Origin of the sequence: Candidatus Pelagibacter sp. Uisw_099_02 (assembly GCF_047727625.1) — a bacterium.
Taxonomy (GTDB): Bacteria; Pseudomonadota; Alphaproteobacteria; order Pelagibacterales; family Pelagibacteraceae; genus Pelagibacter.
Genome location: NZ_CP159822.1, coordinates 1,032,054 through 1,055,255 on the forward strand (window position 1 = coordinate 1,032,054; position 23,202 = coordinate 1,055,255).

General features: G+C 28.8%; 22 protein-coding genes. 12 read left to right on the forward strand and 10 right to left on the reverse strand.

The features are described from left to right. Nucleotides 1-2: 2 nt before the first annotated feature. Together ABXT47_RS05580 and ABXT47_RS05585 are read left to right on the forward strand one after the other, a co-directional pair. Nucleotides 3-842 (forward strand): pirin family protein, encoded by an 840-nt coding sequence (locus tag ABXT47_RS05580; protein WP_415308143.1) that lies wholly within the window; start codon nt 3-5, stop codon nt 840-842. Beyond that, entirely contained in the window at nt 842-1,816 is a 975-nt protein-coding gene (locus ABXT47_RS05585; protein WP_415308144.1) for a quinone oxidoreductase family protein, read from the forward strand. The genes ABXT47_RS05580 and ABXT47_RS05585 overlap by 1 nt, the downstream gene beginning before the upstream one ends. Here the strand turns inward: ABXT47_RS05585 and ABXT47_RS05590 are convergent. Then, nucleotides 1,813-2,217, reverse strand: coding sequence for a DUF2721 domain-containing protein (locus ABXT47_RS05590; RefSeq protein WP_271492627.1), 405 nt, complete (start codon nt 2,215-2,217; stop codon nt 1,813-1,815). The genes ABXT47_RS05585 and ABXT47_RS05590 overlap by 4 nt on opposite strands. Before the next feature lie 52 nt (nt 2,218-2,269). Between ABXT47_RS05590 and ubiA the strand changes: the two genes are divergently transcribed. From ubiA to ABXT47_RS05615, 5 genes are read left to right on the forward strand one after another with little or no spacing between them, the layout of a single operon-like run. After that, entirely contained in the window at nt 2,270-3,130 is an 861-nt protein-coding gene (ubiA, locus tag ABXT47_RS05595; protein ID WP_415308145.1) for a 4-hydroxybenzoate octaprenyltransferase, read from the forward strand. A 4-nt stretch (nt 3,131-3,134) separates the two neighbouring features. Beyond that, a complete protein-coding gene (locus tag ABXT47_RS05600; RefSeq protein WP_415308146.1) occupies nt 3,135-4,874 on the forward strand; it encodes an ABC transporter ATP-binding protein in 1,740 nt (579 codons plus the stop codon). Between the two features lie 23 nt (nt 4,875-4,897). Beyond that, nucleotides 4,898-6,130 carry a 3-deoxy-D-manno-octulosonic acid transferase gene (locus ABXT47_RS05605; RefSeq protein ID WP_415308147.1) on the forward strand — a complete coding sequence of 411 codons (1,233 nt, stop codon included), beginning with the start codon at nt 4,898-4,900 and terminating at the stop codon, nt 6,128-6,130. Then, complete coding sequence (gene lpxK, locus ABXT47_RS05610) at nt 6,120-7,064, forward strand: tetraacyldisaccharide 4'-kinase (protein WP_415308148.1); 945 nt, start codon at nt 6,120-6,122, stop codon at nt 7,062-7,064. Before ABXT47_RS05605 ends, lpxK begins: the two co-directional genes overlap by 11 nt. Next, nucleotides 7,061-7,921: a lysophospholipid acyltransferase family protein gene (locus ABXT47_RS05615; protein ID WP_415308149.1), complete on the forward strand. Its 861-nt coding sequence runs from the start codon at nt 7,061-7,063 to the stop codon at nt 7,919-7,921. The genes lpxK and ABXT47_RS05615 overlap by 4 nt, the downstream gene beginning before the upstream one ends. 4 nt (nt 7,922-7,925) lie before the next feature. On the opposite strand, the gene ABXT47_RS05620 is transcribed toward ABXT47_RS05615, so the two are convergent. Further along, a complete protein-coding gene (locus tag ABXT47_RS05620; protein WP_415309367.1) occupies nt 7,926-8,114 on the reverse strand; it encodes a DUF2093 domain-containing protein in 189 nt (62 codons plus the stop codon). 21 nt (nt 8,115-8,135) lie between these two features. On the opposite strand from ABXT47_RS05620, the gene purD reads away from it, so the two are divergent. Next, nucleotides 8,136-9,401 (forward strand): phosphoribosylamine--glycine ligase, encoded by a 1,266-nt coding sequence (gene purD / locus ABXT47_RS05625; RefSeq protein ID WP_415308150.1) that lies wholly within the window; start codon nt 8,136-8,138, stop codon nt 9,399-9,401. Further along, nucleotides 9,398-9,961, forward strand: a complete 564-nt coding sequence (gene rsmD / locus ABXT47_RS05630; RefSeq protein WP_415308151.1) for a 16S rRNA (guanine(966)-N(2))-methyltransferase RsmD — start codon at nt 9,398-9,400, stop codon at nt 9,959-9,961. The genes purD and rsmD overlap by 4 nt, the downstream gene beginning before the upstream one ends. Here the strand turns inward: rsmD and ABXT47_RS05635 are convergent. The 6 genes from ABXT47_RS05635 to ABXT47_RS05660 are packed head-to-tail and all read right to left on the reverse strand — an operon-like array spanning nt 9,958 to nt 16,388. Then, complete coding sequence (locus ABXT47_RS05635; RefSeq protein WP_415308152.1) at nt 9,958-11,115, reverse strand: SIS domain-containing protein; 1,158 nt, start codon at nt 11,113-11,115, stop codon at nt 9,958-9,960. The two genes, rsmD and ABXT47_RS05635, sit on opposite strands and share 4 nt — an antisense overlap. Beyond that, nucleotides 11,115-11,435 carry a DUF3035 domain-containing protein gene (locus ABXT47_RS05640; RefSeq protein WP_415308153.1) on the reverse strand — a complete coding sequence of 107 codons (321 nt, stop codon included), beginning with the start codon at nt 11,433-11,435 and terminating at the stop codon, nt 11,115-11,117. The genes ABXT47_RS05635 and ABXT47_RS05640 overlap by 1 nt, the downstream gene beginning before the upstream one ends. Further along, nucleotides 11,419-11,916, reverse strand: a complete 498-nt coding sequence (gene lspA / locus ABXT47_RS05645) for a signal peptidase II (RefSeq protein WP_415308154.1) — start codon at nt 11,914-11,916, stop codon at nt 11,419-11,421. Before lspA ends, ABXT47_RS05640 begins: the two co-directional genes overlap by 17 nt. Nucleotides 11,917-11,928: 12 nt before the next feature. Continuing rightward, complete coding sequence (gene ileS, locus ABXT47_RS05650; RefSeq protein ID WP_415308155.1) at nt 11,929-14,646, reverse strand: isoleucine--tRNA ligase; 2,718 nt, start codon at nt 14,644-14,646, stop codon at nt 11,929-11,931. 1 nt (nt 14,647) lies between these two features. Beyond that, a complete protein-coding gene (gene ribF, locus ABXT47_RS05655; protein ID WP_415308156.1) occupies nt 14,648-15,565 on the reverse strand; it encodes a riboflavin biosynthesis protein RibF in 918 nt (305 codons plus the stop codon). A gap of 4 nt (nt 15,566-15,569) precedes the next feature. After that, nucleotides 15,570-16,388 carry a TIGR01459 family HAD-type hydrolase gene (locus ABXT47_RS05660; protein WP_415308157.1) on the reverse strand — a complete coding sequence of 273 codons (819 nt, stop codon included), beginning with the start codon at nt 16,386-16,388 and terminating at the stop codon, nt 15,570-15,572. 123 nt (nt 16,389-16,511) lie between these two features. Between ABXT47_RS05660 and groES the strand changes: the two genes are divergently transcribed. Beyond that, complete coding sequence (gene groES, locus ABXT47_RS05665) at nt 16,512-16,802, forward strand: co-chaperone GroES (protein WP_415308158.1); 291 nt, start codon at nt 16,512-16,514, stop codon at nt 16,800-16,802. Between the two features lie 23 nt (nt 16,803-16,825). After that, nucleotides 16,826-18,493, forward strand: a complete 1,668-nt coding sequence (groL, locus tag ABXT47_RS05670; RefSeq protein ID WP_415308159.1) for a chaperonin GroEL — start codon at nt 16,826-16,828, stop codon at nt 18,491-18,493. A 192-nt stretch (nt 18,494-18,685) separates the two neighbouring features. Here groL and ABXT47_RS05675 read toward each other — a convergent pair whose 3' ends face one another. Continuing rightward, nucleotides 18,686-20,530, reverse strand: a complete 1,845-nt coding sequence (locus ABXT47_RS05675) for a DEAD/DEAH box helicase (protein ID WP_415308160.1) — start codon at nt 20,528-20,530, stop codon at nt 18,686-18,688. A 194-nt stretch (nt 20,531-20,724) separates the two neighbouring features. Between ABXT47_RS05675 and typA the strand changes: the two genes are divergently transcribed. Then, nucleotides 20,725-22,551 carry a translational GTPase TypA gene (gene typA, locus ABXT47_RS05680; protein WP_415308161.1) on the forward strand — a complete coding sequence of 609 codons (1,827 nt, stop codon included), beginning with the start codon at nt 20,725-20,727 and terminating at the stop codon, nt 22,549-22,551. On the opposite strand, the gene ABXT47_RS05685 is transcribed toward typA, so the two are convergent. After that, the gene (locus tag ABXT47_RS05685) at nt 22,548-23,195 is read right to left on the reverse strand and encodes a YczE/YyaS/YitT family protein (protein WP_415308162.1); all 648 of its coding nucleotides are present in this window, start codon (nt 23,193-23,195) and stop codon (nt 22,548-22,550) included. The two genes, typA and ABXT47_RS05685, sit on opposite strands and share 4 nt — an antisense overlap. Nucleotides 23,196-23,202 lie beyond the last annotated feature (7 nt).

Genomic DNA, 23,202 nt, shown 5'->3' on the forward strand with positions numbered 1-23,202 from the left:
GTATGAGCCAAGTCGAAGTAGAAAAAATCATAGAACCAGTTGCAGCATCAGATGGTGCTGGAGTTAAGTTAAAAAGAAGCATTGGTACTCACCTTATTGATTACCATGATCCTTTTTTAATGTTAGATGAATTTGGTTCTGAAAATAAAGATGATTATATTGGAGGTTTCCCTCCTCACCCTCATAGAGGAATTGAAACAGTAACTTACATGTTAAGTGGTGAATTTGAGCATGAAGATAGTACTGGAGCTAAAGGTAGAATGTCTTCGGGAGATGTTCAATGGATGAAAACTGGTGGTGGAATAATTCATTCTGAAATGCCTGCAATGACAGAAGGTAAACTTCATGGTTTTCAATTATGGGTGAATATGCCTGCTAAATTAAAAATGAATAAACCTGAATATATTTATATTGATGCAGATAAAATGAGTACTCATAAAGATGATGAAAAAATAGTTAAAGTAATCGCTGGAAAATTTGAAAATGCTGAAGGACCTGTTAAAGGCCATAATGTTGAGCCAGTTTACTTTGATGTAGAGATTGAAGAAGGTAAGGAGTTTAATTTTAATCTTTCCTTAACGCATAATTCTTTGATTTATTTAATTGATGGGGAAATTAAGGTTGGAGATCAAAACCATGATCAAGCTAAAAACTCTACTTTAATTATTCTAACTAGAGGTGAAAAATTAAAAGTATCTAGCTTAAGTAAAGCCAAGTTTTTATTAATATCTGGAAAGCCAATTGGTGAACCAATTGCTAGAGGGGGTCCATTTGTAATGAATACGAAAGCAGAAATCTTGCAAGCAGTGCAAGATTATCATAATGGTACATTTGTAAAATAATGAAAAAAATTGAAATTGAAAAATTTGGTGGTCCTGAAAATTTACAAATCAAAGATGTTGAAATTGGTAAACCAGGTCCAAAAGAAGTTTTAATAAAAAATTTATCAATTGGTCTTAATTATATTGATGTTTATCACCGAACGGGTTTGTACCCTATTCCTCTTCCAAGTGGGATTGGTTTAGAAGCATGTGGAATAATAGAGGAAATTGGTTCAGAAGTTGATCTATTTAAAGTTGGAGATAGAGTAGCTCACTCTTCAATGCCAATTGGAAGTTATTCTGAAAAACAATTATTTCCCCAAGAAAAATTAGTTTTAGTTCCAGAGGGAATTTCAAATGAAATAGCATCTTGTATTATGCTTAAAGGAATTACAGCTGAATATTTATTACACAGAGCTTACCCAATTAAAAAAGGTGATAAAGTTTTATATCACGCAGCAGCTGGTGGTGTGGGTCAAATTTTATGTCAGTGGGCTAATGCATTAGGAGCTGAAGTTATTGGAACTGTTGGCTCTAAAGAAAAAGAAGCTATTGCTAAAAAAAATGGCTGTCATCATGTAATAAATTATACTGATACAAACTTTGTTGAAGGGGTGGAAAAAATTGCAGGTAAAAATGGAGTTGATGTTGTCTATGATGGTGTTGGTATTAAAACATTTGATGGATCAATTGAAACCCTAAAGGTTAGAGGTATGATGGTCGCTTTTGGTAACGCGTCAGGTTATGTTGATACTATAGATGTTAAAAAACATATTAACGCAAAAGGATTATTTTTTACTCGTCCATCAATTGCTCACTACACAGCTACAAGGAAAGAGTTAATTGAATCAGCTAAAAAAGTTTTTGATGCAATCCTATCTGGAAAATTTAAAGTTGAAATTTCAAAAAAATATTCACTTGATGATGCTAAAAAAGCTCATGAAGAATTAGAAGCAAGACTATTGACTGGTCCTGCAGTTATTATTCCTAATTAATCTAAATCAACATCCATATCAGACATATGCAATTTTAATGCGTTTGTTGATATATGAATTTCTCTTAAAAAAACTAAAATTGAAACCATCATTGATAAACAACAAGATCCAAAAATTATCCTTGCTACAAAAATTTCATTTAGATAGAGAGCAAATACAGTTAGCAAATTAAATAAAAGACCGAAAGCTGCAAACATGATAGTCCACTTTAATAACACAATTCTTCCACTTAAATTTATAAACTGTTTTTTCCACTCAGGAGGAATATGATTTTCATACACATGCTCATCATGAAGTTGCCTAATAAGCTTACTTAATGAGTGAAATCTATTACTATAGATATTCATAAGCAAAGGTATTGCTGGAAACATTAGTGCTGTTACTGTGTAATCTATATTCATACGAATCAATTTGATTATGAAACTAGCCTTTGTTATTTACAAGTAAATTATTATGAAACAAATAAATCTCTTTATTGAATTAACTAGGCTTAAAAAGCCAATCGGTTTTATGCTGTTATTCTGGCCTTGTGCTTGGGGCTTAACTCTTGCTTATGATTTTTCAAATAGCCCAAATAATTATTTTTTTTATTTATCTTTATTTTTTCTTGGTTCAGTTTTAATGAGATCAGCAGGATGTATAGTAAATGATATTTTAGACAAAGAATTTGATAAAAAAGTTTTGAGAACAAAAGAAAGGCCAATTGCATCAGGAAAAGTTTCTATAAAGCTTGGAATATTGTATTCTATAATATTATGCTTTTTAGCATTAGTAATTTTATTACAATTTAACACTTTTACAATTATTTTAGCTCTAGCTTCTATGCCTCTAGCTTTTAGCTATCCATTAATGAAAAGGTATACTTATTGGCCTCAACTTTTCTTGGGCATAACATTTAACTATGGTTTAATTCTTGGCTGGGCTTGCATTGAAAATGAGTTAAATTTAGCGCCAATAATTTTTTATTTTGGGGCCATATTTTGGACAATAGGGTTCGATACAATATACGGGTTTCAAGATCTAAAAGATGATGAAATAATAGGATTAAAATCAACTTCAATCAAATTTAAACAAAAACCACACATATTTCTATCACTATGTTATCTAATATTTATAATGTCCTTCATCTTACTAGGTGTATTTATGAAATTTAATATTATATTTTACTTTATTATGGTTGTGCCTTCATTTCATCTATTTCAACAAATTTATAATTTTAATATTAATGATCACAAGAATAGTTTAAAAATTTTTAAGAGTAATAATTTTTTAGGATTACTTATTTTATTTAATTTACTGATTGGAAAATATTAATTTTATGAATAGTTTTGAAATCTTAAAGCGACTGTATAAAGATTACACAAAAAAATTTAGATCTAAAATATTGTTATCTATTTTTTTTACTTTAGTAGTTGCTGGAAGTACCTCCTCAATAGCATGGCTTTTAGATCCAGCAATAAAAAAATTGTTTGTGGATAAAGATCAGGCACTTATAATTATCATACCCAGCCTAATTGTTATATCTTTTGCCTTAAAAGGATCTTTTCTTTATCTGGCTAGAAAAACAATGATAGGTGTTGCTGAAAATGCAAAAGCGCTTATTCAAGGTGATATGTCAAAATCTTTAATTAAAGCAGATACAGATTATATAGATGACAAACATACTGGAAAATTCATATCAAATTTAACATATGACACGGGTTTGGTAACAACTTTAGTTAGCACAGTAATATTAAATTTCTTTAAAGATAGTCTGACTTTAATAGGGTTGCTATCAGTTATGTTTTATCAAAATTGGAGGTTAGCTTTGGTAGCAATCATAATGATACCTGTAGCTTCCATCGCAGCTAAAAGCTTGGGGAAAAGAATTAGTAAAGTCTCAACAGAAGCACAAGTAGAATCTGGAATTCTCAATACTCATTTAATTGAAGTTTTTAAAAATCATAAAATAATAAAAATTTTTCAACAAGAAGAAAAGGAAAGTGAAAGACTATCTTTGTTTATTAACAATCTAAAAGAAAAAACCAAAAAAATTTCTATTATTTTTGTGAGAGCGACTCCAATTATGGAAACCTTGACAGGAATTATGATTGCTATTTTGATATATTATGCAGCGAAATTAATTTTAAACAATCAATTAGAAATAAATAGTTTTTTCTCTTTTTTAGCAGCCATGATGCTTGCTTACCAACCTGTAAGATCTTTAGCGACACTTAACATGGGTATAAATCAAGGATTGTCAGCTGCACGAAGGATTCTTCCTATAATAGACATAAAGAATGAAATATCTAATGATGTAAATGATCAAAATTTAGTTATTAAAAATGGAAATATAAAATTTAACAATGTAACTTTTGAGTACAAAAACACTGATAAAAGTGTTTTAAAATCTATTAACTTAGAGATCGTTGGTAAAAAAATGAATGCCTTGGTTGGGCATAGTGGATCTGGAAAATCGACAATATTAAATTTAATTCCAAGGTTTTTCAATTGTGCAAAGGGAGAAATAACAATTGATGAGCAACCAATAAACAAGGTATCTATAAATTCTTTAAGAGAAAATATTTCAATGGTAAGTCAAGATACAACTTTATTTGATGATACTATAAAAAATAATATTGCATATGCAAACCCTCATGCAAATGAACAACAAATTATTGAGGCTGCAAAAAATGCCTTTGCTCATGAATTTATAGAAAAACTTCCAAAAAAATATGATACTCAAATAGGAGAGGATGGAGTAAGGCTATCAGGTGGTGAGAAGCAAAGAATCTCAATTGCCAGAGCAATTCTAAAAAAAACATCAATTATACTTTTAGATGAAGCAACATCATCTTTGGACTCCGAGACTGAAACCAAAATACAGAAAGGATTAAATTATCTAACAAAAGATAAAACTACAGTTGTGATTGCGCATAGGCTTTCAACAATCTTAAATTCAGAAAAAATATTTGTAGTTGATAAGGGTGAAATTGTAGCAGAAGGCACACACAATGAATTACTCATAGACTCAGCAATCTATAAAAATTTTTATGAAAAACAAATTAAGAAAAATTAATGTTTCTTTTCTACAGAATTTTAATGAATATAATATTTATTTTATCTCCTCTTATTTTTCTTTACAGAATAATTAGAAAAAAAGAAGATATATTTAGATTTAAAGAAAAAATATGTTTTTTTTCTAGAAAAAAAAATAAAGGAAATACTGTATGGTTTCATGGAGCAAGTGTAGGAGAAATTCTAAGTATAGTTCCATTAATCGAAAAATTAGAAAAAAATAAAAAAATTAATCAAATTTTAGTAACAACAAATACATTGAGCTCTTCAAAGATTTTAAAGAAACTAAAATTAAGCAAAACAATTCATCAATTCTTTCCTATTGATACAAATTACCATAGCAAAAAGTTTTTAAATTATTGGAAACCATCTGCTGTATTTTTTATAGACTCGGAAATATGGCCAAATATGTTAACAAATATAAAAAAAAAAGAAATTTCTTTAGTTCTTTTAAATGCAAGAATCACAAAAAAAACTTATGCTAGATGGAAAAAATTTCCATCATTAGCAAAAAATTTATTTAATAAATTTGATGCTTGCTACGTTGCAGATATAAAATCTAAAATACGTCTAAAGAAACTTGGTGCAAAAAAAATAATAAATATTGGTAATTTAAAATTTACTCAAACCAAAATAAATACCCATGATTTGAATAAAAAATTAAAAAAAAAATTATTATCAAGAAAAATATGGTGTGCTTCCAGCACACATGATTTAGAAGAAAAGTTTTGTGCAATTGCACATAAGATACTGAAAAAAAAGTATAAAAATTTACTCACAATCATAATTCCAAGGCACATCAATAGAGTAAAAAATATTAAAGCTGAATTGGAGCAATATGATCTTAAGGTATGCAGGCATGATTCCAATGACAGAATTAATGAAGATACGGATATTTATATTGTAAATTCCTATGGAGAAACAAAATCATTTTATAAAATTTGTAAAACTGTTTTTTTAGGGGGTTCACTTATTCAGCACGGTGGTCAAAACCCATTAGAGCCAGCTATATATGGTTGCAAAACACTACATGGGCCAAATATTTGGAATTTCAAAGAAATATATAGCCTTCTACATAAAAATAAAATTTCTAAAAAAATTAAAAATTCAAGAGAAATAGCTAAAGAAATCAATAATATATTTAATAATAAAAATAATTCTCAAAAGTTAAAATCTAAAATTATAAGATTAGGTGAAACAATTTTAAACAAAACACTTAAAGAAATTAATTTATTTATTACAAAAAATGAATTTTAAAAAACCTTTTTTTTGGGACTATAAAAAGCCAAATTTTCTATCTTATATTTTATTACCATTAACCATTCCTATAATGATTAATAATTATTTTCTTATAAAACAGAAAAAAAATAAAAAAAAAAATAAAAACATAAAAAGTATTTGTGTAGGTAACATCTACGTTGGTGGTACTGCAAAAACACCTTTGACAATAGAAATTAATAATATTTTAAATACTTTAAATTACAAAACAGTTATTATAAAAAAATATTATAAAGCTCAAATAGATGAGCAAAAATTATTGTCCAAAAAAGCTAAACTATATTGTCATAATAAAAGGCAGGGTGCTTTAAATCGTGCAGTTAAAAATAATATCGATGTAGCTATTTTTGATGATGGTCTTCAAGACAGATCTATACTTTATGACCTAAATTTTGTTTGTTTTAATAATTTAAAATGGATTGGTAACGGGCACTTGATTCCTTCTGGTCCGCTAAGAGAAAAATTATCTAGCATATCTAAATATGATGCAATTTTTTTAAATGGCAATGGCGAAACCACAAATAAAATTAAACAGATAATCAAAAAAAATAATCAAAATATAAAAATTTTTGATACAAGTTATAAACCTCTAGATTTAAAGAAATTTAATTTAAAAGAAAGATTTATAATTTTCTCTGGTATAGGTAATCCTGATAGTTTTAAAAAAACACTTCAAAAAAACAGGTTCAATATTGTGGGCGATATAAAATTTCCAGACCATTATGAATATAAAAAAAAAGATATTTCTTATATTCGGCTATATGCAAAAAAATTAGATGCAAAAATTTTAACTACAGAAAAAGATTTTGTTAAAATTAACAATAGAGATTCTAAAGGAATTAAATTTCTAGAAGTAAAAATGGAAATAAAACAAAAAAAAAAATTAATACAATTTATAGAATCGAAAATATGAAAATAATTAAATACTTTTTTCAATTTTTAATAATTATATTTTTTTTTATAATATTTAAAATTATTGGTTTTAAATTTGCATCTTACATTTCTAGTAAAATTATTTCTATAATTGGTCCATTTTTTCGATCTAAAAAAATAATTACATTAAATATTCAAAGATCATTTCCAAATTTATCTAAGAAAGAAATTGATATAATTATAAATAAAATGTGGAACAATTATGGGAGAATTTTATCTGAATATATGTTTATAAAAAATTTTAAAAAATCTAAATCAACTTTTAATTTAGAAATTAAAGGCCAAGCAATTTTAGACGAAATAAAAAATAACCATGAGCCTGTAATATTTGTTTCAGGCCATTTTAATAACTTTGAATTAATGGCTATGCATATTGAAAAGTCTGGTATTGATTTGGCAGTAATTTATAGGCCTCTTAATAATAAATTTTTGAATTTTATAATGGAAAAAATTAGAAAAAAATATATTTGCAAAAAGCAGATTAAAAAGGGTATTGGTGGAACTAAAAAATTATTATCATTTTTTAAAAAGGGTACATCTATCGCTTTAATGATTGATCAAAGAGTTTCAGAAGGAATAAAATGTAATTTTTTTAATAATGAAGCTTTTACAACAACTATCCCAGCACAATTTGTAAAGAAATTTAATTGTAAAATAGTTCCAGTTTACATTGAAAGAATTAATAATATAAATTTTAAACTTACACTATATGAGCCACTTAAATTTTCCACTCAAGATACCACCCTCTCTATCACTCAAAATTTAAATAATCTTCTAGAGGACATGATTAAAAAAAATCCAGATCAATGGATTTGGTCACACAATAGATGGAAATAAAAAATTAACTTTGTTCTCTCTTTTGTTGAGCTTCTACATAGGAGTGATAAGCCTCTTGCAACTCTACATTCCAATAGTTTAAATCTTCTAACTGAATAGTCTTGCCAGAAATGGCACAAATTACATGATCACCTTTTTCAACGATTTCAAAATTATTAGGTAAATATTTTATTTTTGCTAATTTTTTTTTCATTTTTAGTTTATACACTATTATATGAAAGTTGGAATAATTGGAAGTGGTGGTCGCGAACATGCTATATGTCATGCCTTAAATAAATCGGATATTGTTAAAGATGTGTTTTGCTTCCCCGGAAATGCTGGAACAGCCACTATAGCAAAAAATATAGATTTAAACTTAGAAGACTTTGATAAATTAAAAGATTTTATAATATCAAGTAAAATCGATTTAATTATAGTTGGTCCTGAAAAACCATTGGTTAATGGTATCGTTGATTTTTTAAAAGATAATAATATTAAAGTTTTTGGTCCTAATAAGTTAGCTTCACAACTTGAAGGTTCAAAAATTTTTACAAAAAAATTATGTCAAAAATATAATATTCCAACAGCTAATTTTGGTATTTTTACAAAATCACATGAAGCAAATGAGTTTATTAAAAAATCTAAATACCCTCTAGTTATAAAGGCTGATGGGTTAGCATCAGGTAAAGGGGTTTATATATGTAAGACTCAAGGTGATGCCCTGACTGCAATTAAAGAAATATTTGATGGTAAATTTGGTAAAGCTGAAAATCTACTTGTGGAAGAATTTTTAGAAGGTGAAGAAATGAGCTATTTCGTAATATCAGATGGCAACACAATAAAAAATTTTGAAACTGCCCAAGATCATAAACAAGCTCTAGAAGGTGATTTAGGAAAAAATACTGGTGGCATGGGTGCATATTCACCATCAAGATTAATGAATAAAGAAATAGAAAAAAAAATTTTAGATAAAATAATTAAACCAACAATAAGAGGATTAAAACAAGCTGGGATAAACTATGTAGGCTTTTTATATGCTGGGCTAATGATCGTAAAAAACGAACCTTTCTTAATTGAGTACAATGTAAGAATGGGAGACCCTGAATGTCAAGTAATCCTGCCAAAACTAGAAACTGATATTTTGAATATTTTTTTAGCTTGTTGCGATGGAAAATTGGATGAATTAAAAATAAAATGGCACGATAAAAAAAGTTTGTGTATAGTTTTGTGTGCAAGGGGGTATCCTGATGAATATAAAAAAAATATACTAATAGAAAATCTTGATAAGATAAAAATTACAAATAGAGAATACATTTATCACGCAGGCACAATCAATGTTGAGAATAAAATCTACTCGATAGGTGGAAGAGTGCTAAATTTTGTTTGTTTATCTGAAAACTTTTTAGATGCTCGAATAAAAATATTAGACACAATAAAGTTTTTAAATTGGGATAATGGTTTTTATAGAAAAGATATAGGATATAAAGTAATCGATAAATGAGAATAATCTCAGGTAACTTTAAGCGAAAAAAGATCTTAGAGCCCAAGGATCAAATTACAAGGCCTCTTAAAGATCTTACCAAAGAGTCAATATTTAATATTATTTATCATTCAAAGAAATTTGATATTCAATTAAAGGATTCTAATATTTTAGATTTATTCTCAGGAGTGGGTTCTTTTGGCTTAGAATGTTTATCAAGAGGATCTTCTTCATTAACTTTTGTGGAAAACTACAAAGAAGTTTTAATGGTTTTAAAGAAGAATATTTCCCTTCTTGAATGTGATGATAAATCAACAGTAATTGAAAAAGATATATTTAATAGATTAAACTTTAATGACTTCAAAAAAAAATTTGAAATTATTTTTTTAGATCCTCCTTTTAAGGAAGAAAGATTAGCTCTATTATTAAATTTGATTAGTGACTCAAATATATTAAAGGACAACGGAATTATAATTCTTCATAGGCATAAAAATGAAAATGATAATTTTCCAGAAAATTTTAAAGTCATTGAACAAAAAATTTATGGTGTGTCAAAAATTATTTTTGGGAATTATTCTTAGATCAATATTTTACTAGTTTCTTGCTTTATTAGCTCTACAGATGGTTGATCATAAGGATTAATTTTTAATGCTCTTCCTAATAAAATTGTTTCTAAAATAAAAAAACAAAATAACTCACCTAGGCTTTTTTCATTTCTTTTGATTATTTCAAAACTTCTATAAGGTAAATTTTTTTTAAAAAAAACCTTTTCAGTTGCTATTTTCTGAGCAAACTTAATTTCATCTAGTGTTTTATTTTTTAAATAACTATGAGATGAAAGTATCTTATTACTATTAATTTTTGGAGAACTATCATTTTTTACATAAAAAAAAGTAAAAAAGTTATTTTTAGGTCCATCAAGATAAAGTTGCATAGTGCTATGATTGTCTTTTGGCATTGAGGAAATTATCGGGAGAATTCCATTTCCTTTTTTTCCTAAACTTTCTGCAATTAGTTGTTGATACCATTTAAATAAATTATCTGATTTTTCATCATAGTTAAGAATAATTGAATTAAATTTTTTTTTCTTCACTAAGTGAAGGGTGTTACTAACATTTTTTGTTAAAGAATTTATAAATTCTTTATTTTTAATCAAATTATTCATCTGTTTGAATTGACTTGTTTTTAGACCCATTAATTCTGATGGCAGCATGCCCACTTCTGAAAGTACCGAATATCTTCCTCCTATAAAATTATTATGATGAATAATTTCACTTTTTAATTTTTTAGCAATATTAGATAAGTAGCTAGTTTTATTTTCTGTAATAAAAATACTTTTTTCTTTATTTTTTAAATAAATATTTGTATTCGAAATAGTTTCAAGAGTATTACCTGATTTAGAAATTATGATACTTAATGATTTATTTTTTTTATTATTTAAATTATTTTTTGATTTTAAATTATTTATAAAATAAAAATTTTTTTTCACTTTGTGTTTTAAAAAATCATAAATTGCTTCGGCTCCAAGAATTGAACCTCCCATTCCAATAATTTTTATATGAAAATATTTTTTTAAACTTAAAATTGTTTTTTTACTATAGCTATTCTTGTATTTTGTGCTCAGAGAATGGAGTATATCATCATTCTTTTTTATTAGTAATTTAAGATCTTTTTTAATACTTTTGTTATTTGTTTTTAATCTAAAATTTTTAAAAAAAATACTTTTGGTTATCATTAATTTTTTTGAATTTTATCTAAAATAGACTTTTCTAATGAATCATTCGATTCCTTACTTTTTGATAATTTATTATTAGAAATTGAGTCTTTATTAAAAATTTTTTCTAAGTTAAAATTTTCTTCTTCTATTGCTGCATCATTGGCCTTACCTGGCTCTGGAAGTTTTTCAAATTCTGGGGGTAGCACTAGTGGGTTTTTCTTTTCCACCATAAATTCATCTGTATTATCTTGCTTATTCCCTGTTAGGGCATTTTTAGCTCCCTGGCATCCATTTAATAAAAGCAGTATTATAAAAAGGTATTTATATAGATTTATCATTTTTTTTATTAGATTTTAACTCTATTAATATAAGAAAAATAACCCCAAAGGTAATAAATATATCTGCCACATTAAAAATAAACCAGTGAAAATCTCTTATATGAAGATCAATAAAATCTGGTACTGCTGAATAGTATATTCTATCAAAAAGATTGCCTATAGAACCTCCAAATATTAAGATTAAAGAATACTGCTTTATTCCTTCAGTATTCAGGATCATAATCAACACTAAGATTGTTATGAGCATAATAACTAAGCTTATTGAGTTATAAATAGTGCTTTGATCAAAAGAAAATAAGCCAAACGCTATCCCCTTGTTCCAAATCAAATATATATTTAAATATGATGTCAAATAAAAATCTACTGTATTTTCTAGCTCTGCCAGTTTCAATATATAAATCTTGGCTATTCTATCTAATAAAAAAATTAATATTATAGCTAAACTTTTTAAAAAGAAATTTTTTAGACGCACATGATTCATGAATTTTTTAAATTATTTTGGGTGTCTTTTGCAATTTTCTTTATTAATTTTCCAACAAACTGGACATTTATTACCTTCAGCTTTTTTAGCTTTAACAACTATTTCTTCTGAGTCAGACTTCTCAATTAATGCTAAAGAAGTTATGCATAATTCTGAAAAATCAACATTGTTTGCAATTTCATATAAATTTTGATTTAGACATATATTCAAATTAACTTCTAAACTTGATCCTATTTCTTTGCTTGCTCTTTTAGCTTCAATGCTTATGTTGCAAATATCTCTAATTTTTTTTAGTTCTACCCATTTTTTATTTAATTTATCATTTTTAAATGATTTTGGAAATTTTATAAATTTCTCAAGGTGAATACTTTTTTTATCTTTGTTTATTAATGTAAAAATTTCTTCAGTTGTAAATGAAAGTATTGGTGCAAACCACTTAATTAAAGACTCTAAAATTATGTTCAGCACAATTATGCTACTTTTTCTTCTTTGTGAATCTTTTGAATCACAATACAAGGCATCTTTCCTAATATCAAAATAAAATGCTGACAAGTCAACTGTACAAAAATTCAAAAGTTCTTTGTAAAGATTGTGAAAATCATATGACTTGAAATAGTTTTTGAAATTTTCATTTAAGTCATAAATTTTGTTGAGCATATATTGCTCTAATTCTGGTAATTGATTTAAATCTAATTTTTCAATATCAATTTTCTTAAAATCATCATTTAGGTTTCCAAGTAAATATCTAAATGTATTTCTAATCTTTCTATAAGAATCTGCATGTTGCTCTAAAATAGAATAGTCTATTCTTAAGTCTTCTGCATAATTTGATGATGCAACCCATATTCTCAATATATCTGCTCCATATTTTTTTAAAATATCCTCTGGTGCTATTACATTTCCTACAGATTTTGACATTTTGAGACCTTTGCCATCTACTACAAATCCATGTGATAATATTGATTCATAAGGTGCTCTACCTCTCGTACCACAAGACTCTAAAAGTGACGAATGAAACCAACCTCTATGCTGATCAGAGCCTTCTAAATACATTGATGCTGGCCATTGAAGATCTTTTCTTTTTTCCAAAACAAATGCATGTGTACAACCACTATCAAACCAAACTTCAACAATGTCACTTATTTTATCATAATCTTCTGCCTTATACTTTTCTCCTAGAAATCTTTGTGGATCATCAGAGAACCAGCAATCAGAGCCTTCTTTTTCATAAATGCTCGCAATATTCTCATTTACATTGTCATCTACTAAAATTTCTTTAGTAGTTTTATGAATAAATATCGGAAGTGGAACGCCCCAAACTCTTTGTCTTGAAACACACCAATCTGGCCTTGTTTCAATCATTGCTTTTATTCTTTCTCTACCTTTGTCCGGATAAAATTTAGTGTCATCAAGAGCCTTTAGTGCCTTTTTTCTTAAGCCGTGACTTTCCATTGAAATAAACCATTGAGGAGTTGCTCTATGAACAAGAGGTGCTTTTGACCTCCATGAATGAGGATAAGAATGAACTAACTCTCCATTAGATAATAATTTTTTTTGATCTTTTAGTTTTTCAATAACAATTGGGTTAGCTTTAAAAATATGAGTTCCCTCAAATAAAGGAAGATTTTTAGTATATTTACCATCACCATCTACGGTCTCTATAGCTTTGATCCCGTGTTTTAAGCAAAGATTAAAATCATCGGGACCATGACTAGGTGCACAATGAACAATGCCTGTTCCTTGTTCTGTTGTAACAAATCTTGCTTCAAGCATTGGAATATCATAATCATAACCAAGCTCTAAGAATGGGTGACTACAAATTGTATTTTTAAAATCTTTTCCTTTAAATTTTTTAATCTCTTTATAATCTTTAATATTACAGTCTTTAATAACAGAATTTAATAATGCTTCTGCAATAACTATTTTTTTATTCTTAAAATTTCCTTCATCATTTAATTCAATTATTAAATAATCTAAAGCCTCATTATAAGCTAGTGCCTTATTTGCAGGTATAGTCCATGGAGTAGTTGTCCATATAATAACTTCCGTATTTTCCAATTCTTTTATGCTTGTTTTTTTAATTGGGAAGGCTGTATAAATTGTATCTGATTTATGATCTTGATATTCAACCTCAGCATCTGCCAACGCAGTTTTTTCTACAGTTGACCAAAGAACAGGCTTAAATCCTCTATAAAGACTTCCTTCCTTTAAAAACTTACCCAACTCTCTTACAATTTGTGCTTCAGCATCAAAGCTCATAGTGGCGTAGTGATTATCCCAATCCCCCACAACACCTAATCTTTTAAATTGTGTTTTATGAACTTCAATCCATTTTTGCGCAAAATCTCTGCACTCTTTTCTAAATTCTGTTATTGGAACTTCATTTTTATTTTTTTTATTTTTTTTATATTGTTCTTCAATTTTCCATTCAATAGGTAATCCATGACAATCCCATCCGGGAACATATACTGAGTCTTTTCCATCCATTTGATGAAATTTAACTATTATATCTTTTAAAATTTTATTTAGAGCTGTACCCATGTGAATGTTACCATTTGCATATGGTGGACCATCATGAAGTATAAACTTCTCTTTACCCATGTTAGATTTTCTCAACTCCTTATAAAGATCAATTTTTTTCCAATATTCTAAAATTTCAGGCTCTTTATTTTGTAAATTTGCTTTCATGGAGAAAGATGTTTTAGGTAAATTTATATTTTCTTTGCTCATATTAATTTTTTTTTGCGACGTTTAAGTCACTTTGAATTTGTTTTTTCAATTGATCAACGTTTTTGAATTTTTTCTCTTTTCTTATAAACTTTGTGAACTCTACTGATAAATACTTATTATAAAGATTTCCAGAAAAATTAAAAATATGTACCTCTAATAAAATTTTTTTTTGATTGAAAGTTGGTCTATAACCAAGATTAGCAATAGCTTTTATTGATTTATTAGAGTTTTTTTGTTTTACTTTAACTGCATACACTCCAGGCATTGCGATCACGTAATCCTTAATATCAATATTGCATGTTGGAAAACCAATCTTTTTTCCTTGCTGTCTTCCCTTTTGAACAATCCCTTCAATTGACCAATTTCGATTTAATAATTTATTAATTTTTTTTAATTGTCCTTTTTCAAGAAGAGAACGAATATATGTCGAGGAGATAACTTTTTTATTTAAGATTAGTGGTTGAGGTTTTACTATTTTGTAATGATATTTTTCTTCATTTTTTATTAATTGTTTAACACCTCCTTCTCTTTTATTGCCAAATCTAAAGTTATTACTAACAAATATATATTTTGCTTCTAATTTTTTTGATAAAATTTCTTTAATAAAAAAATCAGATTTCAACTTAGAAAATTTTTTATCAAACTTTTGTGTAATTACAAAATCAACTCCCAGACTTTTTAAAATTATATTTTTTTGATTAATATTTGAGATTCTGAAGTTTTTTATATCTTTGTTAAAAAACATCTTAGGCATTGGCTCAAATGTTAAAACACCAATTTTCAGATTAAATTTTTTCTTATAGGTATTTGCTAATTTAAACAATTTTTGATGGCCCATATGAACACCATCAAAATTTCCAATTAAAATTATTGATCTTTTATGATTTCTAGAAATATTAAAATTTTTATATAGTTTCATTTTTCTACCATTTAAGCTCTGATTGAATAAAATTTACAATAGCTTCATACTTTTTTGATACTATATCTATTCCTTCTTTTTTAATTTCATCTTTATGAATACCATTTGATATCAATAGTGAATCATAGTTTAAAAGATTTGCTCCCTTAATATCTGTATTTAAATTATCTCCAATTGATAAAATTTTTTTATTTTTGTTATCAATTGATTGATTATAAACTTCCGGAAAAGGTTTTCCAAAGTATATAACCTCTCCTCCCATTTTTTCAAAAATCAAAGCTACCGATCCTGCACAAAGCTCTCTTTTTTTACCCTTATCAACAACTAAATCTGGATTAGTGCATATCATTTTTTTGTTAATATGTTCTTTAAATAATTCTTTATAATAATTTAAATCGTCACTCTGATCTTCAAATAAACCTGTACATAATAAATAAGAACTTTCTTTAATTTCTGTAATTTTGTCTTTTTTAAAATTTAAAAATAAATCAAAATCTCTAGGTGGTCCTAAATGAAAAAACTTTTGATTTAAAAAGTTTTTTTTTAAATAGCTCAATGAAGCTTCGCCAGATGAATACACTTTTTCTCTAATTTCTTTATTCATTCCCATTTTCTCTAGAAATAAGTTTACAGAACTGTTTGGCCTTGGAGCGTTAGTTAGAAGAACATATTGTTTTCTTGCTTTAGTAATTTCTTCCAAGGTCTTAATAGCATTTTTATGAAGGGTTATTCCGTTGTGAATAACGCCCCATAAGTCGATATAAAAAATATCATAATTTCCTGCAATTGACCTTAATCCTTTATAATCTAAATTTTCACTCATTATGGGAGGTATAACTTATAAAAAACACAATTTCTCTGGTTTTTTGACTAACATATTTTTTTTACTTAACCTTGAAATAGCTTAGCTAATAGCTATATGAGTCGCATATTAAAAGGAGAATTTATGAAATTTAAACCGTTACACGATAGAGTTTTAATACAAGTTTTAGACAGTAGTGAAAAGACTGCTGGAGGAATAATCATCCCTGATACAGCCCAAGAAAAACCTCAAGAAGGTAAAGTTATTGCTGTTGGTGGTGGTGCAAAAACTGAAGATGGAAAATTGATTCCAATGGATGTAAAAGTTGGGGACAAAGTTCTTTTTGGCAAATGGTCAGGAACTGAAATCAAAATCGACGGCAAAGAATACAATATAATGAAAGAGTCTGACATTATGGGTATTTCGGGAAAATAATTTAATTAAAAGGAGAAAATAAAATGGCAAAAGTTATAAAATTTGACTCTGAAGCAAGAGCTGCAATGATTAGAGGTGTTGATATCCTTGCAAACACAGTAAAAGTTACACTTGGACCAAAAGGTAGAAATGTTGTTATTGATAAGTCTTATGGTGCACCTAGAATTACTAAAGATGGTGTTTCAGTTGCTAAAGAAATTGATCTAGAAGATAAATTTGAAAACATGGGTGCTCAAATGGTTAAGGAAGTTGCTAGCAAAACAAATGAAGAGGCTGGTGATGGAACAACTACAGCAACTATTTTAGCTCAAGCAATTGTTAAAGAAGGTGTTAAATATGTTACAGCAGGCATGAACCCTATGGACGTTAAAAGAGGAATAGAGTCAGCTGTGGAGCATGTTAAAGCAAGCTTAATTAGTTCAGCTAAAAAAGTAAAAGATAGTGATGAGATTGCTCAAATAGGAACGATTTCAGCTAATGGCGATAAAGAAATTGGTAACATGATTGCTAAAGCAATGCAAAAAGTTGGCAATGAAGGCGTTATCACTGTTGAAGAAGCAAAAGGAATAGAAACTGAATTAGATGTTGTTGAGGGTATGCAGTTCGATAGAGGATATTTATCACCATACTTTATAACTAATGCTGATAAAATGACTACTGAATTAGAAAATCCTTTTATTCTATTACATGAAAAAAAATTAACTAACTTACAGCCAATGGTTCCACTTTTAGAAGCTGTTGTTCAAGCTGGAAGACCACTAATGATTATTTCAGAAGATGTAGAGGGTGAGGCTCTTGCAACTCTTGTAGTAAATAAACTTAGAGGTGGTTTAAAAGTTGTTGCTGTGAAAGCTCCAGGTTTTGGTGATAGAAGAAAATCAATGCTTGATGATATTGCTATCTTAACTGGTGGTCAGGTTATTTCTGAAGACATCGGTGTTAAGCTTGAAAATGTTAAGCTTACTGACCTTGGTTCTTGTAAGAGAATAAAGGTTGATAAAGATAACAGTACTATCATTAGTGGTAGTGGTAAAAAATCAGAGATTGAAGCTAGATGTGCTCAAATCAAACAACAAGTTGGTGAAACAACTTCTGATTACGATAGAGAAAAGCTTCAAGAACGACTAGCGAAACTTGCTGGTGGAGTGGCTGTAATCAAAGTTGGTGGTGCAACTGAAGTAGAAGTTAAAGAAAGAAAAGATAGAGTTGAAGATGCTCTTAACGCAACTAGAGCTGCTGTTGAAGAAGGAATAGTAGTTGGTGGTGGTTGTGCTCTTTTATATGCTTCACAAAGTCTAGATTCACTTAAAGTTAAGGGAGATGACCAAAAAGCTGGTGTTGCATTAGTTGCTAAAGCTTTACAAGCTCCTATTAGACAAATAACTTTAAATGCTGGAGTTGATGGTTCAGTTGTAGTTGGAAAATTACTTGAGCAAAGCAAAAAGAACATGGGTTTTGATGCTCAAAATGAAGAGTATGTTGATATGTTTGCAAAAGGTATCATAGATCCTGTTAAAGTTGTAAGAACAGCTTTACAAGATGCAGCTTCAATTGCTGGATTGCTTGTAACTACAGAAGCTATGATTGCTGAAAAGCCAGATGACAAAGATGCTGGTGGTGCTGGTGGAATGCCTGGTGGAATGCCTGGTGGAATGGGCGGCATGGGCGGCATGGGCGGCATGGGAATGTAATTCTTACTCTTTTTAAAAAAGAATTTAAAGGCCATCTTTTTAGGTGGCCTTTTTTTTTATTAAGCTGTTATAAGGTTAAGATATGTCAAAAAGATACAGTGGAAAATCATTTAAAGACTCAAGTACCGCTAAAAAGCCTAAATTAAGCCTGAAAGAAAAAAGAAAAAATAAAAAAGAGAAATCTAAAAAATCTTAGACTTTAGCTCTTTTTTGACTGTGTTTTTTAAAGGTAAAGCTTTTAGGTCTATCACTTCTACTTTTAAACTTCTTCTTTCTATCAAAACTAGAACTTTTTTTCTCTACACTAGTAGATGAGCTTTCAGATGTCTTTTTTCCGAAGTATTTTGGATTATTTGTAAAGCCTGTTAGTTTCGAGTTATCTTTCTTGGCAAAACTAGATTTTCCTTTATAACCAAAACTTTTTTTCTCTCCATCTCTTGATGATGAGCTAGATCTTCCGTAACTAGATGGTTTTGACTTGTCTCCAAAACTAGATTTTCCTTTATAACCAAAACTTTTTTTCTCTCCATCTCTTGATGATGAGCTAGATCTTCCGTAACTAGATGGTTTTGACTTGTCTCCAAAACTAGATTTTCCTTTATAACCAAAACTTTTTTTCTCTCCATCTCTTGATGATGAGCTAGATCTTCCGTAACTAGATGGTTTTGACTTGTCTCCAAAACTAGATTTTCCTTTATAACCAAAACTTTTTTTCTCTCCATCTCTTGATGATGAGCTAGATCTTCCGTAACTAGATGGTTTTGACTTGTCTCCAAAACTAGATTTTCCTTTATAACCAAAACTTTTTTTCTCTCCATCTCTTGATGATGAGCTAGATCTTCCTTTACCAAAAGATTTTTTTTCATCTCTAAATTTTCTTTTTTTATTGTATGGTGCTTTTCCTTTTTTGCCTCCTCTTGAATCTCCTCTTGCTCCACGTGGCGCAGGTTTAAAATTTGGATCAATTAATTTACTAATTTCGTTCCACATCGACCTATCATCTGGCGTAAGAAAAGTTAAAGCAGAACCTTCTGTCCCTGCTCTAGCAGTTCTTCCAATTCTGTGAACATAATCTTCTGGCACTTGTGGAAGATCATAATTTATCACATGTTGAATTAATGGAATATCTAAACCTCTTGCAGCAACATCTGTTGCAATCAATATTCTCTTAAGGCCTTTTCTAAATGAAGTAATTACACGATCTCTTTTGCTTTGACGAAGATCTCCATGAATAGCGTCAGCTGAATGACCCTCTTCTTTAAGACGCTTAACCATTTTATCAGCACCTCTTTTAGTTTTAACAAAAACTAATATTGATCCTTTTCTTGCTATAAATTGGTCTACTAATTGATCGTATTTATTTTCTTTAAAAACTTGAAGAGTTTCCTGTTTAATTTTTGCGATTGGAACTGATGTTGACCCTGTTGAAATTCTTTGAGGTTTATTTAAATATCTTTCAGAAATTCTAACAATATTCTGAGGTAATGTTGCAGAAAATAATAAAGTTTGATGATCTTTTGGAACAAATTTTAAAATTAATTCTATTTGAGGGGTAAAACCCATATCTAACATTCTGTCAGTTTCATCTAGTACTAGATATTTAGTAGCTGATAGATTTAAACTTTTTCTTTTTAAGTGGTCATTAATTCTTCCAGGAGTTCCAACTATTATTCTTGATCTATTACCTAGTTGTCTAAGCTGTTTTTGCATTGCCTCTCCACCAATAAGCAAAGCAGTTTTAATATTAATTTTATCACTAATAATGCTTTTAATCGCAGCCATTACTTGAGTTGCAAGCTCTCTAGTTGGACACATAACTAATGCAAATGCATTTTTATCTAATATTAGTTTATTAATTAAAGGAACACTAAAAGCTAAAGTCTTTCCTGTTCCTGTTTGTGCTGTTCCTAAAATATCTTTTCCCTCTAAAGCAACAGGTATTGCCATAGCCTGAATTGGAGTTGGTTTCGTAAACTTCATTTTTTCCAATGAATTCTTTAGAGAATCTTCTATTTTTAGTAATTTAAAGTTTTCCATTTAGGTATTTATATTTTTAAAACTTAAGGAGATATGCTCTTAATCCTTTAATACGTCTAATTTATATAGGGATATCTATACGTTTTTATAACAATCACAAGAAGTGAATTTTTAGAATAATTAATTTTAGTCTGTAAATATTGACTTTTTTTAAGTTTTCAAATGACTCAATTAATGTATAAGAGCGTCAAATTATGAGTAACAATATTCGAAACATCACAATTATTGCCCATGTTGACCATGGCAAGACAACTATGATTGATAATCTAATGAAGCAAAGTGGTTCATTTAGAGAAAATGAAGTTGTTGATGAAAGGTTGATGGATTCAGGAGAATTAGAAAAAGAAAGAGGAATTACTATTTTAGCCAAACCTGCTTCAATTGATTGGCAGGGATCAAGAGTTAACATTATAGATACACCTGGACACAGAGACTTTGCAGCTGAAGTTGAGCGTGTTTTAAGTATGGCTGATGGAGCTTTATTGTTGATTGATTCTGCTGAAGGTGTAATGCCACAAACAAAATTTGTACTAGCAAAAGCTCTTAAGCAAGGGTTAAAGCCAATTGTTGTAATTAATAAATTAGATAAAGCAGATCAAAGAGCTGATGAGGTTTTAGATGAAACATTTGATTTATTTGTAAGTTTGGATGCGAATGAAGAACAATTAGATTTCCCCGTTTTATATGCAAGTGGAAGATCTGGATGGGCAAGCAAGGAAGTTGATGGCCCAAGAGAAAATCTTCATCCATTGCTTGATTTAATTATTGAGCATGTTAAGCCAGCTGAGCTTGACAAAACAAAACCTTTCGCCATGTTGTCTACTTTATTATATGCAGACAGTTTTTTAGGAAGAAGTTTAGTAGGAAAAATATCACAAGGTACAGCTAAAGCTAATCAACCAATTAAAGCAATAAATCTTAAAGGTGAAAAAGTTGATGAAGGTAGGTTAACTAAAATTTTTAGATATGAAGGAACAAAAAAAGTGCCTATCGAAGTTGGTGAGGCTGGAGATATTGTTATAATTGCTGGTCTAGAAAAAGCCAATGTGGCAGATACTATTTGTGACCCTGAAGTTATGGAACCACTTCCTGCAACACCAATAGATCCTCCAACTATGTCTATTACTATAAGCGTTAACAGTTCTCCTTTAGCTGGAACTGAAGGTAAAAAATTAACAAGTACACAAATTAAAGATAGATTGATTTCAGAATCTCAAAATAATGTTGGAATTACCTTTTCTCAAAATGCTAACGTAGATTCGTTTGTGATTAGTGGACGAGGAGAGTTAATGCTTGAAATATTACTAACACAAATGAGACGTGAGGGTTTTGAAATGACCGTAAGTCCTCCAAAAGTTTTGTATCAACAAGATGAAAGTGGAAATAAACTCGAACCTATCGAAGAAATTACAGTAGATTTAGATGAAGAGTTTTCTTCAAAAATTATTGATTCAATGAACAGAAGGAAGGGTAAATTACTTGACCTTAAAGATACTGGAAAAGATAAAAAAAGGTTAATATTTCATGCGCCAACAAGAGGTTTGATGGGTTACACAAGTAGATTTTTGACTTTAACAAAAGGCACTGGTGTAATTAATAGAATTTTTCATGGCTTTGGGAAATTCGAAGGTGAAATGGATGGTAGAAAAAATGGTGCTTTAATTTCAATGTCTAACGGTAAAGCTGTCGCATTTGCAATATTTAACTTACAGGCAAGAGGTGAAATGTTTGTAACTCATAATGATCCAGTTTATGAAGGAATGATTGTTGGATTGGCTCCAAAAGCTGGTGATATGATTATTAATGTTATGAAAGGTAAACAATTAACAAACATGAGAACTCAAGGTACTGATGAAAATGTTGTGCTTACTCCAGTCAGACAAATGTCAATTGCAGAACAACTTAGTATGTTAAACACTGATGAAGCATTAGAAATTACCCCTAAATCTCTTAGATTAAGAAAAGCAATTCTTAATCCCAATGATAGAAAAAAGAACGAAAAATCCTCAACACCTCTTTAGTCAAAAGATTTTCCAACTATAAATAATCCTAAAGCAACAGCTGGTCCAATTCCAAAAGCAAATAATAAAGTTCCAACACCAACAGTTCCTCCTAAATACCAACCAATAGACATTACTGTAATTTCAAGAGACCCTCTAACTGCCGCGATTGGCAAATTTGTTTTTTTTTGTAAGCCTACCATTAGTCCATCTCTTGGTCCTGCTCCTAAATTTGCTACTAGATAAATACCACCTCCAAGTCCTACTGTTAATACTGCTACAATAGCCAAAAGTATTTGATAAATATAATTTTCAGGTGTTGGTACATACTTAATGCAAACATCAATCATTAAACCAATAATTATTGCATTTAAAATTGTTCCAATTCCAGGTTTTTGATTTAATGGTACCCAAAAAATTAAAACAGCAATACTTACAAGGATAGTTATTATCCCAATAGAAAGATTAGCATTCAATGAAATACCTTGCGCGAGAACAGACCATGGTGAAGCTCCAGCAAAAGAGACTATTAACAAGCCTTCACCCAAACCAAACAAAGTCAATCCAAGGCACAGAAAAAAGAAAGTTGAAAATTTTGGTTTAAGATTTAATGGTTTTTCTGAACTCCAAGATACTTTAGGGATATTTTTAATTTTCAAGAACATTTTTCTA

Coding starts and splice junctions, on each gene's coding strand:
- ABXT47_RS05640 (WP_415308153.1), bottom strand. CDS start 11,435: ATGATAAATCTATATAAATACCTTTTTATAATACTGCTTTTATTAAAT.
- groES (WP_415308158.1), top strand. CDS start 16,512: ATGAAATTTAAACCGTTACACGATAGAGTTTTAATACAAGTTTTAGAC.
- lspA (WP_415308154.1), bottom strand. CDS start 11,916: ATGAATCATGTGCGTCTAAAAAATTTCTTTTTAAAAAGTTTAGCTATA.
- ABXT47_RS05685 (WP_415308162.1), bottom strand. CDS start 23,195: ATGTTCTTGAAAATTAAAAATATCCCTAAAGTATCTTGGAGTTCAGAA.
- ABXT47_RS05580 (WP_415308143.1), top strand. CDS start 3: ATGAGCCAAGTCGAAGTAGAAAAAATCATAGAACCAGTTGCAGCATCA.
- lpxK (WP_415308148.1), top strand. CDS start 6,120: ATGAATTTTAAAAAACCTTTTTTTTGGGACTATAAAAAGCCAAATTTT.
- ABXT47_RS05615 (WP_415308149.1), top strand. CDS start 7,061: ATGAAAATAATTAAATACTTTTTTCAATTTTTAATAATTATATTTTTT.
- ABXT47_RS05675 (WP_415308160.1), bottom strand. CDS start 20,530: ATGGAAAACTTTAAATTACTAAAAATAGAAGATTCTCTAAAGAATTCA.
- typA (WP_415308161.1), top strand. CDS start 20,725: ATGAGTAACAATATTCGAAACATCACAATTATTGCCCATGTTGACCAT.
- ribF (WP_415308156.1), bottom strand. CDS start 15,565: ATGAAACTATATAAAAATTTTAATATTTCTAGAAATCATAAAAGATCA.
- ABXT47_RS05660 (WP_415308157.1), bottom strand. CDS start 16,388: ATGAGTGAAAATTTAGATTATAAAGGATTAAGGTCAATTGCAGGAAAT.
- ileS (WP_415308155.1), bottom strand. CDS start 14,646: ATGAGCAAAGAAAATATAAATTTACCTAAAACATCTTTCTCCATGAAA.
- ABXT47_RS05585 (WP_415308144.1), top strand. CDS start 842: ATGAAAAAAATTGAAATTGAAAAATTTGGTGGTCCTGAAAATTTACAA.
- purD (WP_415308150.1), top strand. CDS start 8,136: ATGAAAGTTGGAATAATTGGAAGTGGTGGTCGCGAACATGCTATATGT.
- ubiA (WP_415308145.1), top strand. CDS start 2,270: ATGAAACAAATAAATCTCTTTATTGAATTAACTAGGCTTAAAAAGCCA.
- groL (WP_415308159.1), top strand. CDS start 16,826: ATGGCAAAAGTTATAAAATTTGACTCTGAAGCAAGAGCTGCAATGATT.
- ABXT47_RS05590 (WP_271492627.1), bottom strand. CDS start 2,217: ATGAATATAGATTACACAGTAACAGCACTAATGTTTCCAGCAATACCT.
- rsmD (WP_415308151.1), top strand. CDS start 9,398: ATGAGAATAATCTCAGGTAACTTTAAGCGAAAAAAGATCTTAGAGCCC.
- ABXT47_RS05635 (WP_415308152.1), bottom strand. CDS start 11,115: ATGATAACCAAAAGTATTTTTTTTAAAAATTTTAGATTAAAAACAAAT.
- ABXT47_RS05600 (WP_415308146.1), top strand. CDS start 3,135: ATGAATAGTTTTGAAATCTTAAAGCGACTGTATAAAGATTACACAAAA.
- ABXT47_RS05605 (WP_415308147.1), top strand. CDS start 4,898: ATGAATATAATATTTATTTTATCTCCTCTTATTTTTCTTTACAGAATA.
- ABXT47_RS05620 (WP_415309367.1), bottom strand. CDS start 8,114: ATGAAAAAAAAATTAGCAAAAATAAAATATTTACCTAATAATTTTGAA.